Here is a 13032-nt window from a genome sequence, read left to right as displayed (position 1 = left end):
TGCGAGCGACAGCGCGGACACGCATTCCGCTGCCGTGTACCCCCTAGCCGGGGTGGGAGGCGTCTGCGGTCGTGACGTCCTCAGCGTAGAGAGCAGGTCACTCTTCGGTGTCGGGTTTGACGAGGAGGTTGTAGAGTTCGGAGATCGCGAGGAGGGATGCCGGGATGACGACGAGTGCGACCATGCCGAGTGGGGTGTTCGCGAATTGGGTGACGTAGCCGATGAGGGGGATGTGGAACCAGACGACGCCGACGACGTTCGAGGCAGGGACGAGTGCGCTGTCTGTTTCCTCGTTGGCGTCGCCTTTGGTTTCGAAGTAGAGGCTGCCGTCTTGGTGGACGACGTCGACGATGCGGTGGGTGACGCGGTCAACGCCGGCGAGTTGGTGGCCAGCGGGTGGCTGGAACGTGATGACGTCGCCCTCGCTGAGTGTTTGGGGGTCGACGGAGTTCACGACGATGATGTCCCCAGCATCGATCGTGGGTGACATGCTTGAGGAGAGGACGGTGTAGCTGTGCTCGGCGCCGATAACCTGCGGCGCCGCGGTGATGACGAAGGGCGCGACGGCGCCGACGAGGATGAGGATGCCGAGTGCGTTGAGGGCGGTACGACGGTCGATGTCGGAGAGGTGTGCCATAATCAGGTCGCGGTGGAGGTGGTGCTGGTTGTTTGCGTCGTAGTCGTGGTTGATTCAGCGGTCGTCGTAGACGTCTGTGTCGTCGACTCAGTCGTGGTGGTGGTGGTCCCGTTCGCTGTCGTGGTCGTCGTCGACTCTGCCGTGGTCGTTGTCTGCGTCGTGGTCGTCGTCGGCTCTGCCGTGGTCGTTGTCTGCGTCGTGGTCGTCGTCGGCTCGGTCGTGGTGGGTTCGGCTGTGGTAGTGGTCGTAGTCGTCGCCGACTCAGTCGTGGTTGTCTCGTTCGTTGCGGACGTCGTCGACTCTGCCGTGGTCGTTGTCTGATTCGCTGTGGTCGTCTCGTTCGTGGTGGTCGTCGTGGTGTCGGTAGTCGCGGAGATCGGCGCCGTGCGCTGCGTCGGCTGTCTCGGTATCGAGAGGTTGGCTGCGAGGAAGTCTCGGCCGTCTGACCACGTGCCGGTGACTGAGAAGACGTACGCGTCATCTGTCTTGTTCGCGGCCTGCTTCACGGTTGCTTCACTGAACCAGACGACGAATCCGTCCTCACAGCGGCCGCGAGCGTCGGCGTTCACGCCAGTTGTCGTGAGTGAGACGTTCACTACCGATTTCTGCCGTGGGAGGGTGGGGAACGTCACGCGGACGTCGCGCTTGCCGTCGGTGCTGTTGCAGACGTTCGTGTTCGAGCGTTTTGCGCGGTCGACGCGTACGTTCGTCGCGGTGTGTGTGAAGTCGGCGGCGGCCTGCACGCTCACGGTCTGTGATTCGGTGTCGTGGAGGAGGGTGTGCGTACTCACGCCGGCGCCGGCGGTGACGAGCGATGCGACGACGGCGAATGCGACGGCTGTCTGCGTCCGTGTCACCCCCATCGCCCCACCCTCATGTGTGAGTACACAGACATTACACGAGTATTATACCTTTCTGTCAGTTCCACTGCCTGGGGTACTGAGTAGAACCGGCGCTACTGGTCGCCGGACACTCGCCGTCGCAGACGTGGTGTTGGACAGCGCGTACGAGAACGACACACCTGCCGCGTCACTCTGCACGACATTCCCGGCGTCGCGCGGAAGACGCCACTGAGTGACGAGCGTCACGTTCTCGCCCGGTGCGAGCGTCCGTTCGAACTCGAAATCGGACCCCGTCGTCGAGTCGGCCGCCACGAACGCGGATGCACTCCCGGCGAGATACGTCACCCCATCATTCTCGACGACGGCGACACGAACCGCAAGCCCCTCGTAGAGCTCGCCGTCGCTCGCCGTCGCGTCACCGGCGTCTCGCTCGGGCTCGATGCGGTCGTTCTCCGCGTCCGTCCAGTTCGACGCCGCGACGACAAGCCGGCCGCTCGCATTCCCTCGGTTCTCGAGTGTGACACGCGACTCTCCATTCATCCCGGGCGCGACACCAGTCGCCCCGAACCCCGACACGTTGTTCGCGTTCCCCACGATGACGAGTCGCGGCCGTCCCGAGTCGTTCGTGCTCGTCGAGTTCGCAGTGTCGTAGTGCACACCCACTGGTGTCATCGACGCCGACGACGACCCGTCCGCGTCGTTCGTCACCGAGAGCGTGTACGCGCGCGTCCGCGCCGTCGTCCCGACGCGCTCGCCGTCAGCGAACACCTGCACCGAGACGGCCACGTAGCCCCGCCGCTCGACCGTCGTCTCGTCCGCCGGGTTCGAGAACTCGCTCGCGTTCGCCACCTGAATGGACTTCCCCACGACAGACGCCACGTCGAGCGAGCCACCCGTCGGCGTCGCCGTCGCGTTCGCCACCGGCTGCCACTCGCTCTGCGGCGTCCACGACCAGACCGTCACGCGCGCACGCTCGACCGACCCGGCCCACGAGGCCGACCCCGAGAGCGGGAGCGAGACGGTCTCGACAGTACCGTTCGCGTTCGTCACTGACGACGGTGCCGCGATCGAGACCGACACCGACGCGTTCTGCGGGTTCGGACCCGACTCCACGGGTGGCGTCGGCGGCGCCGTAGTCGTCACTGGCGCGGCGTCCTGCGTGTCCGTCGGCACCACGAATCCCGCGCCCGCGCCGAGCACCACCGCCCCCGACACGACGAGAAGGGCGAGATACCGGCCGTCAAGCCACTCGATGAAGCGTGCGAGTCGCGTCACGGATATCGCTGTGAGCGTGTCTGTCGGTCCATCCGGAGGACCCACCGGCGGAGTCGAACCGCCGTACACCGAGTGGGTCGAGAGTGGTTGGCGAGCGGTGCTACAGGACGGTCTGGCCGGACTCTTGGGCGAGCGCGAAGTGAACCTCTACGTCGATGGAGTCGCCCTGGAAGTCGTTGTTTGTAAGGGCGCCCTCATAGGCGTCGGACTCGGTGTCGACGAACTCGAAACCGACGAAGAGCCCCTTCGACCCGCCGTTGTTCGCCGGCGGCGGCTGGATGCCGTCGAGAATGCCGTGAGTGACGATGTCGTCGAGATCGGTGATGCCGTTCTCGTTTGCGTCAGTAATCTCCGCAGTGAGGTCGAAACCGTCCTCAGTGTCGGGATACACCAGCGAGCGGACTTTTATCAACTCTGCCAGTCCAGCGGCGGAGTCTGGAGCCGTGTCGGCTTCGTCGCTTCCCGTCGGTCCGTCACCATCGGTTGCGTCCGCGATCTCGAACTTGATTTCGACGTGGTCGGCTTCGAGCGACCCCGCGTTCTCGAGCGAGATATTTCCTGAGGACGACTGTCCGGGTTTCGCGTTCTCGAGCGTGAACGAACCGGAGACGCCGTTCTGGTCCGTCCCACCACCGTCGCTCAGCGTCAAGTCAATACTCCCAGCCTGAACGGTGTTACCCGTGCTCGCCTCGCTATCGCTGAACAGCGCGAACGACCCCGCTCCGGAGGCGGCGCCGGTCGCGCCGATCGCGCCGAGGCCACCCAGCAGTTTCCGGCGCGAGAGGCGAACACGAGACGACTGTTCGTCTGTCATGGGTGAATCACCTCAGAGGACGTTCTGACCGGACTCCTGTGCGAGACCGAAGTCGAAGGTGATATCAGCACCTTCGCCCTGGAAATCGTTGCCGACGTCGGGATCGAGACGGAAGCTGAACGAGAAGTCGGTCCCCGAACCGGGTGCGGCGAGGCTGTCGACAACAGTGTTTGAGAGGTTAGAGACCGTTGCAGGCGTGCTCGGGAACGAATGCGTCTGGCTCCCGACCTGTAAGTTACCGTAATACAGGTCAGCCTGCACGTCCACGCTTCCGTTCGTGTTTGCGGCACCGACACCAACGAGCAGGACGGTCGCGTCGCCGTACTCCGGAATCGGACTGTCGCCGAGCGACGATGTCGAGCCAGTCGTCATGTCAACCTCTCCCCAGGAGTTCGCGTTCGACGCGCGGCCTCCCTTATTGAGGTCCGAGGAGACGTCACGAGTTTTCCACTCCGTGCTCGTCATATCTGCCTCGTCTCCGCGGTGCTGATAGAGGAAGTGAACGGAGCCGTCAGTGTCCTCAACGACGATCTTCACTTCGTCAGGTGCCTTGACCGTGTTCGCCTCCGTGGCGAAGTAGTCGTACTTGAACGTCCCGGTGTTGAGGTCGTTGAGGGTGAGCTCCTGACTGGAGACATCGACCATCGAATGCGCGTATTTCCCAGTGTCTCCGTCGGAGGCGACGTGCAGGATGTCGCCGCTTGGTGCGCTATCGGAGTTCGGAGCGTCGGAGGCACTGACCGTCTCGAAGGTGATGTCCGAACCGCCGCCGAAGTCGTACGTGTACGCACCCGGAATCTGGACAGTCGGCAACATGGCCATCAGCGCGCCAGACCCGTAGGCGAGTTCGTCCACGTAGAGATGGTCAGCGACGTCGCTTGCGGACTTGTCCGCGGACCCTTCGCCGTCGGGGCTCGTCGTATCCCCGTCAGCGTTAGCAATCGACGCGATGCCGATCTCGAGGTGGTCCGCACTGACCGACCCACCGTTCGTCAGCGTGACCGAGCCACTAGTCGATTGGCCGGGTGCGAGACCGCCAGCGGGGGCCGTGAACGACGTACTCTCCGTCAGATCGAGCGTCCCGGCCTGAATGGTGTTGTTGCTACTCGTCTCGGAGTCGCTGAACAGCGCGAACGTCCCGGCACCGGAGGCCGCGCCGGCCGCGCCGAGCGTCGCGAGCCCGCCGAGGACTTTCCGCCGTGAGAGATTGATTTTATCGTCGCTCATTTATGCGCCCTTCTGCTCAATGGTCGCGCTGACGTTGTACGCGATGGAGTCACTCTGGATGTCGTTAGTCGCGCCCTCGTCGACCGTGTAGTCGATGACGAGGTACTTCGTCTCGCTCGCGTTCAGCGAGAACGTACCGAGGGCCTGATTATCGATGGAGGAGAGGTTCCCGTTCGCGAGTGCCACGTCGATCGCGCCGTCAGCGTTCGAGTCGACGCCGATGGTGTATGTGACGTTCTTGCTCAGCTCACCGGTATCAGTAGTGTCAGACCCCTCGGGCTCCTTGACACTATTCTCGTAGTCCCGCGTTTCGTTGAGTGCGACTGTCACGGTCCCGTCGAGCGAGCCGGAGTTCGTCAGGGTCAGGTTCTGCGTCCCGCTGTCAGTCGGCTTCACGTCACTCAGACCAAGGGAGACGCTCCCCTGATTTGCGGAGAGCGCGTTGAGATTGAGCGTGCCCGCCTGAATGGTGTTCGAGTCACTAGTCTCCTGATCGCTGAACAGCGCCATCGTCCCGGCGCCGGCGCCGGCGGCGACGAGGCCGACGGCGACGACGGCCGCGAGGACGGTGCGTCGCGTGAGTTGGATGTCTGCCATTGGTGGTCTCCGGCGGGGTGACCCGCCGTCGACTCCACGTCACGACTATACCCCCGTATGTATGCACCGCCCCCCGCTGTGGCAGGGAGACCCATGTGTCACGACAAGCAGTTCCCTGTCGGGTCGCAACCCCCTCCTATTGTCTCTCTAGGCCACCCCAGAAGAGCCGGTAATCGAAGCCTACAGCCGGTATGCGGACCCTAATCTCACCCGCCGGATTTGTTTCTGCGATCGTGACTGTCAACCTATCCAACACTATTATGTTGGTATATTGCAATCTTCTGCCCGTCCGAGGGGGACACAGCGTGCCACTATCGACAACACAACAGACGACGACGGTGCCTCGTGGCGAGATCTTCGACCTGCTCAGTAACCAACGACGACGACACACCCTCCACTACCTGCGGCGTGAGGAACGCCCAGTCGAACTCCGCGAACTCTCCGAACAGCTCTCCGCGTGGGAGAACGACGTCAGTCGAGACGCAGTGACGCACAAACAACGCAAGCGCGTCTACACCGCACTCCGACAAACCCACCTTCCGAAACTCGACGACGCCGACATCGTCAACTTCGACAAAAACCGCGGCGTCGTCGAACCAGGCAACCTCGAGGACGTCGAGCTCTACCTCGACGTCGTCCCAGAACACGAGATCAAACGCAGCGAATTCTACCTCGGCTTGAGCGCGATCAGTGCCGCCCTCCTCACGGTCGTCCACCTCAATATCGTCCCCTTCGACGCCCTCCCGATGGGGGTATGGGCAGCCATCATCGTCACTGCATTCGCCCTCGCAGCGGCTGTCGACGTCTACTACGACCGGGTTCGCCGTCTCGGCCACGACGGCCCACCCCGCGACGTCGCCGACCCACACGAGTAAGAGCGGCCAATTCTCCTCACGCGTCCATATCTTCTTACAGTGTGTTGACGACGAGGAAGTATGCGCGCGCTCACCGCCTTTCCCCGCGAGTTCGCGGACGTCGATGAGTTCTACTGGCTCTGGATTTTCGCGACGAGCGCGTACGGCGTCGGCGACGTTCTCACGACACTCACCCTCACGTGGTACGTACCCCACGTCGCCGAAGGAAATCCACTGATGGCGGCCGCCATCGAAACCTTCGGCGTCTCAGGACTTATCGCGTGGAAACTCCTCGCGTTCGCAGGCTGTCTCGCGATCAGTCTCCGTGCAGCACGGACGTGGAACGACCGCTTCACCTACTACCTCCCGCCCGTCGTCCTCACACTCGTCGGCACCTTCTTCACCGTCTACAACCTCCGCCTGCTCCTCGGGTGACCCCGACTAGAAACAAGTCCCGTCCGTGCAGAACCGACGAGCCATAACCCACCGAATACCGCGGACCGAGGGTGTGATACGTTGGTAGTCTCGTCGTTCACGGCGCGGCGGCGGTCACGCGCGGGCTACTGTGTCGGTGAGACACGACACGGGAGGTCTCGGAGGCCGTAGAGGCTGGTGAGCGGCTGCAGGTCGGAGAGGTCGGCGTCGAGTCGGTCGAAGCGCGAGAGGAGTCGCTCGATCGCGATGTCCGCCTCGAGACGTGCGAGCGGCGCGCCCAGACAGTAGTGGATTCCCGTCCCGAACGCGATGTGTGGGTTCGGGCTGCGCTCGGGGCGGAACGCCTCGGGGTCGTCGAAGACGTCGGGGTCGCGGTTCGCGGAGCCGAGCCAGAGTGTCACGACGTCGCCGGCCGCGATCTGCCGGCCGTTCAGTTCGGTGTCTGTGGTGGCGATTCGCTTCAGTGATTGGATGGGGGAGCGATACCGGAGCACTTCCTGGATGGCGTCCGTACGATCGACGTCACCCGTCCGGACGGCGTCCGTAATGCCCTGTTCCTCGAAGGTCCAGATGGCGTTCGTGAGGAGGTTCGTCGTCGTGATGTTCCCCGCGAGGAGGAGGAGGATGCAGAAGCCGACCTTCTCCTGTCGGTCGAGTTCGTCCGCCGTCGCGGCGAGCGTGATGAGGTCGTCGCCGTCACCGTCCTGGCGGTCGGCGAGCAGTGTGGCGAAGTAGCGCCCCATCTCCTCCTGTGCGGTCTGGCGTTCGCGTTCCACCCGTTCGATGGCCGCTGGCGTGTTCTCGGTGGGGCGTGCGACGAGTGCGTCCGACCACTCCTTGAACTGGTCGCGACGCTCGGTAGGAATTCCCAGAAGCTCGGCGATGACCGTCACGGGGAGGGGGACGGCGAACTCCTCGACGAAGTCGAACTCGCCGTCAGTCTCGATGTCGTCGAGCAACTGGTCCGTGAGTTCCTCGAGTCGCGGCCGATAGTCGCGGAGGGCGCCCGGCTGGAAGCGCTCGGTGACGAAGCCTCGCAGCCGACCGTGATCCGGCGGGTCCGAGCTGATCATCGTCTGCAGGACGGACCCGCCGTCGGAATCGCTGGCGGCGTCCTCTTCGAGCGACCGGTTCGCGGTGAACGTGTCGTGGTCGCGGAGGACGCGCTCGACGTCGTCGTAGCGGAAGACGTCCCACGTCTGCCGCTGCTCGTCGTAGTGGACGGGGGCGTCGCGTCGCATCTCCGCGTACCACTCGAACGGGTCGAGTTGGCGCTCGTCGCTCTGGAGTGCTTCGGGGGGCTGTCCGATGCCGACGACCGAGTCAGATGACTGCACGAGTTAATTGACCAATTAATCAGTTGTAGGTCTTGTGGTCAGGGCCACGAGTTTCACGACAGAAGCAACGAGAAAGGCGCTCTCACCGTGTTGAGCGCAGTACAGAAGGCATCAGGTCTCGCGAAGTAGATCGTCGATGACGTCATCGACGATCGTCTCTACACGCTCGCTCACGGCGTCCCGGTTCGTCGTCGCACGCGTGTGAATCGCCTGCTTCAACAGGAAGAACACGTGGTCGGCCTCAAGCTCGGGGTCGACAGAACGGAACTCCCCTCGCTCGATCCCGACTCGGATGATTCGAGCGAGCGTCTCGCAGACTCGTTCTTCGACCGCCGTCGTCTCCTGGCGGAAGTCGTCGTCCCAGATTGCGTGCGCCCATAGCTCGACGAACACCCGAGACAGCGCCGTCTCGATGTCGTCCGGTGGTGATTCCAGTACCTCCGCAACCTGTTCCGAATCCGGGTGGACGAGCTGGGTCGTAACACGCCGAAGCTCCGCTTCCGCATCAGTAATCGGCTCGTCGGCCTCTGCCCCGGTGAAAAGCCCGACGAAGACATCAAGCATCGAAAGCAACAGGTCGTCCTTGCTCTCGAAGTAATGGTAGATCAACGATGGGTTCTGTCCCAGTTCATCACCGATATCCGAAATCGAGAGGTCCGCATATCCGTGCGTCGCGAGTGCCCGGAACGCTGCCTCCCGAATTCGCTGCTCAGTTCCCGCAGTACGATCCATTCGTTCGACAACGATGGAGCGGCTGACTAAAAGGCTGCTTCAACTATGGACGGTGGGTCTGGTTCCTGATTCTTCAGGAGGACTGTCGCTGATTCCATCCGCACAACAATTGCACTATTTGATAGGAGACACATAGGATAGAGGCACTGTCTAGTTAAGCCAGCAAATCTCACGGAGTTGTAGCCAGATTCCTCTTCTGAGGAAGACTTAGGGTTGCGAGGCTTTACCATAGAGGCCACCGTAGGTGGTGTAGTGTCCCGAGAACACGACTACGAGTCCGAACTAACCACTACCCGTGATGACATAGCAGCAATCCTAAGCGGGGTAGCGGATGGAATTCTCTCTGGTTCCATTCGTTTAGGGGATGGCGCTGACGCTGTCGTCGTCGAAACCCCCGACGAAATCACGCTTGAAATCGAACTTGAAACTGAGGACGATGAAGTGAGCCTGGAACTCGAATTGGAATGGCCTCACACAGAGGGTGACGAACCCGCCGTAATCGACACTGAAAATCTGTCCGACGAGAACGGCGACACATCTGTGCCAGTCGGAGCGGCCGACGCATCGCAGATGCTTGCTCGGTTTGAACTCTTCCGCGACCGAGGCGACGAATGGCGCTGGCGGCTCCGACACCGTAATGGAAACATCATCGCTACGAGCGGCGAAGGCTATACGCGAAAACATAACGCGCAGAAGGGCCTCCGGAGCGTCATGCAGAATGCGCCAGAAGCAGAGATTATCGAAGACTCCGAGTAGCGGCCATGGTGAAATTCACGGTCGGTGTTATAGAGTAGCGAGGCGAAAGCCCGCTCCCTCAGGGGTGGGATGAAGCCGGCAACAGAGAGGCAAAGCACTCATTTGTGACGTCATACGACCACGGGCAGACAAAGCTTTCTGCGGGTGAGACAAGCAAGCCGGTATTCTAGTCGTGTTTCACTACTCTTCCAGTCTAGCGAGGATGTCACCCATATCCTTCACAGTGGATCTGCTGTTCAGGGACGCCGAGACGCTGGACTGCTGTTTCAAGGCTGTACACCATCGCATTGATCCCACAGGCGTAGACTTCTAGCTCGTGCGGATCGATACGCGCATCGACCGTGGTGGCCGGCGAGTTTGCAAGCATGGTAGCCATGTGGCGGCCGAATGCGGCATCTTCGAGCGCACGTTCATCGACGTACTTGAGTAATGCGTCCTGGATGTACTCGGTTTCGCCGTTCCACTCGGTGAGCCATGGTTCTCGGGACAGACACGGGACGTAATGGAAGTTCTCGTGTTTCGCCGCTAACTCGCTGAACGCAGCGTGGTATGGGAGGTCGTCCTTCCAGGCTGCACCGAGAAAGAGCCATACGTCGCGTTTCTCACCACGGTATTCGTCACGTCCTTGCTCGAAGATGTAGTCGATCATGCTCTTCATCGGCGCAACGCCAGTTCCGGTGGCTAAAAACGCCATATCCCGCTTCGAGACGTCTTCGAGGAGGAGATGGCCGTTGGGCCCCCGAACCGTTAGTTGATCGCCGACGGAAAGCTCTTCGCAGAGTCGTGTCGAGAGCCGTCCATCCGGAACACGACGGATGCAGAGCTCCGTGTCGTCCCGATTCGGTGAGCTCGCAACCGAGTACGCGCGTGTCCGCTTCCCGTACCGAATCGAGAGATATTGGCCAGCGGCGTGTCCGATCGGCTCGTCGGTTTCGAAGGCGATTCGGACCAACGCCGGATGCGTCCGTTCGTATCGCTCTCGAAGAGACCCGATCTGTGGCGCGAGCATCCGGTTTCTCCGTGTCGCCGCCTCGAATATCGAATCCCAGTCGAGCCGATCTCGGAGATCAACCACGTCGGCGAACTCGTGTTTCTTGGCTACCTGGCGTAGCTTCCTCCGGATCTCATCCGTTCGGGGATGGTCCATTGGTTCTACTTCGGTAACCGTTGCTGTCTTCGAAATTAACGGAAGAGAGTGGGCGTGATCGTGTTGTGACTTGTATTCTCGAATAGAATTTGGCGGCCACAGTTGAGTTTGCTTGGACGATGATGTCCGCATCGAGTCAAAGCTGCTCTCGAAGTCGATGTCTACAGCCGAACAGGACACTACTAAACCGTCATCGACCAAATCAAATGCTAGATGGCCTCACCCCTGTCGAGGAGATGTTCAATTCGACCGTGCCAGCAAAGAGAGAACCGACCTCGAGGAGAATATTTGACCTAATGTCGGTCGAACTGGTCGGAGTTGGGTTGGCCGTATTCGCAGCAGTAGCTCTCGCAGTGCAGAGCCTTACGGTCCGGATGAGTACGAAGGATCAGCCAGTCACCGGCGTAATTACCATCATGTTTGTCGTCAACGCACTGGTTTTGGTGCCGGTGACCTTGATACGATATTACCCGGACTTCGGACTCACCCGTGTCTCGATCGCTGCGTTCGCTGTTGCAGGAGTCCTTGGATCTTTCTTGGCTCGGTTCGCCCTCTTTGTCGGAATCGCTCGGCTTGGTGCGAGCCGAGCGGAACCGTTGAAGTCGACTTTCCCCCTTGTGGCCCTCGTTACGGCCGTGCTGGTATTAGGTGAAGAGCTAACAGTCCCGATCCTTGTTGGTGTGGTTCTCTTGGTTGGCGGGGCTGTCGCAGTCTCGTGGGACGCTCGTGCCAGTCCCGCGACGCCCACTGGACGAAATCTCGTCGTTGACATTAGTTTCCCGTTAGCAGCAGCACTGTTGTTAGGAATCGACCCCGTTTTCGTGAAGCAGGGGCTCGCTGAGGGCACTCCGGCACTTGTCGGCGTGACTGTTCGCGTCCTCGCTGCAGCCGCTGGTTTTGGCTTGTATCTTCTCTGGTATCGGATACGGTCCGGGAAGCACCAGCTAGTGAGACCGACCCGCTGGATTCTCCTCGCGAGCGTCGCCAATACGATATATCTCGTCGCATATTTAGCTGCGCTGGCCCGAGCTCCAGTCTCAGTAATCGCACCGATACTCGGGGCAAGCCCCCTGTTCGTCCTCCTGGGTTCGGCTGTTTTCATACAGAGTGAGGAGAAAGTGACAAGTCGGCTGGTGGTGTCGGTGCTAGTGCTCGTCGCTGGTGTCGTGCTCATTCTGAGCGGGTAGAGTACAAACAGCCGGTATCCAGCAGAACCAACCTCGACTCCATGCTGATTCTCGATGTCGCGTTGTTCGGGTCGCATGACACCGATCCGGCAACTGCGTTTCTGCATCGACTCACCGAGAAACGTAAGCACCACCAATGTCAATAATACCCAATATCTCAAGAATCGATGATATATTATCTATCCACACACAATCAGTTGCCGTGATTTCCCCACAGTTGGTTCAATCGCTTTCCTATGCGATGCTGGCAGTCATCGCGGCACTCATCGGCGGTGTCGTAGCAATCTACTACCGACCCGGACCTGTCACCGAAAGCAATCTCCAACACCTCTCTGCGGGTATTATTTTTGCCGCTGTGGCGGCGAATCTCCTTCCGGACGTCCACGCGCAAGCGCCAGTGTTCGTCGTCGTCGGGTTCGGACTCGGTGTCGCAACAATGCTTGCTGTCCACCAGCTCAGTCGTCGCATCGAGAATGCAGGCGTCGGCGGAGGGTTCGCTGGCGCAACGAGTTTCATAATCGCTGTCAGCCTGAATACACTCATCGACGGGATTCTCATTGGAGTCGCATTCCTGAACGCCCCCAAGACAGGGGTTATCATCTCTCTGGCACTCGCCTTCGAGACACTGTTCATCGCCGCGACCGCGGTTACGATGCTCCCGAAATCACTCTCGACAGTGCGAAAACTCAGCGTGCCGCTCCTCTTCGGGGGCTTGATGCTTTTCGGTGTCACTGCGGGGACACTGGTGTTCGGCGGACTAAGCGGTGCCCCTATCGCCATCGTCATCGCGTTCGGTGCTGCCAATCTGATCTATCTGGTCACGGAAGAACTGCTGGTTAAGGCAGCAAAGGTTCCCGAAACACCGACCAGTACGACGCTGTTTTTCGCCGGATTCCTTCTGATATTCATCTTCGATATGGTGTACACTCTTGCGTAGCACATCGTCGATTTCAGGTCAGGAATCCACCGCTAAAGGGGTGGGTTTCCGCGCTGTATGTGCCAGGGCCGAGCGTCTTCCTCGCCTTTGAACGGACCAGCACCGTCGACGACGTCGCCACCCTCGAAGAGTAGGACCTCTTCGTCGATCACTGTTCGCTCTCGACGCTCGGGTGGGATTTCTCGGGTGCGTGCTCGCGCCATCTGTCTACAAGCAGGGAATCCCGGCCGTCAGAGTGGCCGTCCCGCTCGGCGT

General features: G+C 61.0%; 14 protein-coding genes and 1 pseudogene. 6 read left to right on the top strand and 9 right to left on the bottom strand.

From position 1 onward, the window contains the following. Window positions 1–97 precede the first annotated feature (97 nt). From ACQUS8_RS14555 to ACQUS8_RS14530, 6 genes are all read right to left on the bottom strand, one after another. Window positions 98–637 carry a signal peptidase I gene (locus tag ACQUS8_RS14555; protein ID WP_435102389.1) on the bottom strand — a complete coding sequence of 180 codons (540 nt, stop codon included), beginning with the start codon at window positions 635–637 and terminating at the stop codon, window positions 98–100. Between the two features lie 2 nt (window positions 638–639). After that, entirely contained in the window at window positions 640–1500 is an 861-nt protein-coding gene (locus ACQUS8_RS14550; RefSeq protein ID WP_435102387.1) for a hypothetical protein, read from the bottom strand. Between the two features lie 42 nt (window positions 1501–1542). Next, a complete protein-coding gene (locus ACQUS8_RS14545) occupies window positions 1543–2754 on the bottom strand; it encodes a hypothetical protein (RefSeq protein ID WP_435102385.1) in 1212 nt (403 codons plus the stop codon). A gap of 100 nt (window positions 2755–2854) precedes the next feature. Beyond that, window positions 2855–3568 (bottom strand): TasA family protein, encoded by a 714-nt coding sequence (locus tag ACQUS8_RS14540; RefSeq protein ID WP_435102383.1) that lies wholly within the window; start codon window positions 3566–3568, stop codon window positions 2855–2857. Window positions 3569–3580: 12 nt separating this feature from the next. Beyond that, on the bottom strand, window positions 3581–4795 hold the full coding sequence (locus ACQUS8_RS14535; RefSeq protein ID WP_435102382.1) for a TasA family protein: 1215 nt from the start codon (window positions 4793–4795) through the stop codon (window positions 3581–3583). Then, window positions 4796–5392 (bottom strand): TasA family protein, encoded by a 597-nt coding sequence (locus ACQUS8_RS14530; RefSeq protein ID WP_435102380.1) that lies wholly within the window; start codon window positions 5390–5392, stop codon window positions 4796–4798. A 305-nt stretch (window positions 5393–5697) separates the two neighbouring features. Between ACQUS8_RS14530 and ACQUS8_RS14525 the strand changes: the two genes are divergently transcribed. Together ACQUS8_RS14525 and ACQUS8_RS14520 are read left to right on the top strand one after the other, a co-directional pair. After that, a complete protein-coding gene (locus ACQUS8_RS14525; protein ID WP_435102378.1) occupies window positions 5698–6267 on the top strand; it encodes a DUF7344 domain-containing protein in 570 nt (189 codons plus the stop codon). 60 nt (window positions 6268–6327) lie between these two features. Continuing rightward, window positions 6328–6681 (top strand): hypothetical protein, encoded by a 354-nt coding sequence (locus ACQUS8_RS14520; protein ID WP_435102376.1) that lies wholly within the window; start codon window positions 6328–6330, stop codon window positions 6679–6681. Between the two features lie 125 nt (window positions 6682–6806). Here ACQUS8_RS14520 and ACQUS8_RS14515 read toward each other — a convergent pair whose 3' ends face one another. Together ACQUS8_RS14515 and ACQUS8_RS14510 are read right to left on the bottom strand one after the other, a co-directional pair. Next, window positions 6807–8018, bottom strand: a complete 1212-nt coding sequence (locus ACQUS8_RS14515; protein ID WP_435102373.1) for a cytochrome P450 — start codon at window positions 8016–8018, stop codon at window positions 6807–6809. 111 nt (window positions 8019–8129) lie between these two features. Continuing rightward, window positions 8130–8750, bottom strand: coding sequence for a TetR/AcrR family transcriptional regulator (locus tag ACQUS8_RS14510; RefSeq protein WP_435102371.1), 621 nt, complete (start codon window positions 8748–8750; stop codon window positions 8130–8132). 252 nt (window positions 8751–9002) lie between these two features. On the opposite strand from ACQUS8_RS14510, the gene ACQUS8_RS14505 reads away from it, so the two are divergent. Next, a complete protein-coding gene (locus ACQUS8_RS14505) occupies window positions 9003–9506 on the top strand; it encodes an HVO_2922 family protein (protein WP_435102369.1) in 504 nt (167 codons plus the stop codon). A 205-nt stretch (window positions 9507–9711) separates the two neighbouring features. On the opposite strand, the gene ACQUS8_RS14500 is transcribed toward ACQUS8_RS14505, so the two are convergent. Continuing rightward, on the bottom strand, window positions 9712–10653 hold the full coding sequence (locus ACQUS8_RS14500) for an FAD-binding oxidoreductase (protein ID WP_435102367.1): 942 nt from the start codon (window positions 10651–10653) through the stop codon (window positions 9712–9714). A gap of 206 nt (window positions 10654–10859) precedes the next feature. Between ACQUS8_RS14500 and ACQUS8_RS14495 the strand changes: the two genes are divergently transcribed. The 3 genes and pseudogenes from ACQUS8_RS14495 (at window position 10860) to ACQUS8_RS14485 (ending at window position 12777) form a co-directional block, all read left to right on the top strand. Further along, the gene (locus ACQUS8_RS14495) at window positions 10860–11840 is read left to right on the top strand and encodes an EamA family transporter (protein ID WP_435102365.1); all 981 of its coding nucleotides are present in this window, start codon (window positions 10860–10862) and stop codon (window positions 11838–11840) included. Between the two features lie 29 nt (window positions 11841–11869). Then, window positions 11870–11962 (top strand): annotated as a pseudogene (locus ACQUS8_RS14490) (IS6 family transposase); the annotation flags it as partial. Window positions 11963–12042: 80 nt separating this feature from the next. Continuing rightward, complete coding sequence (locus ACQUS8_RS14485; protein WP_435102363.1) at window positions 12043–12777, top strand: ZIP family metal transporter; 735 nt, start codon at window positions 12043–12045, stop codon at window positions 12775–12777. Window positions 12778–13032 lie beyond the last annotated feature (255 nt).

This window comes from Halarchaeum sp. P4 (assembly GCF_051195175.1).
GTDB lineage: Archaea > Halobacteriota > Halobacteria > Halobacteriales > Halobacteriaceae > Halarchaeum.
The sequence above is the reverse complement of the archived record's forward strand: the minus strand, read 5'-3'. Positions and strand labels throughout refer to the sequence as shown.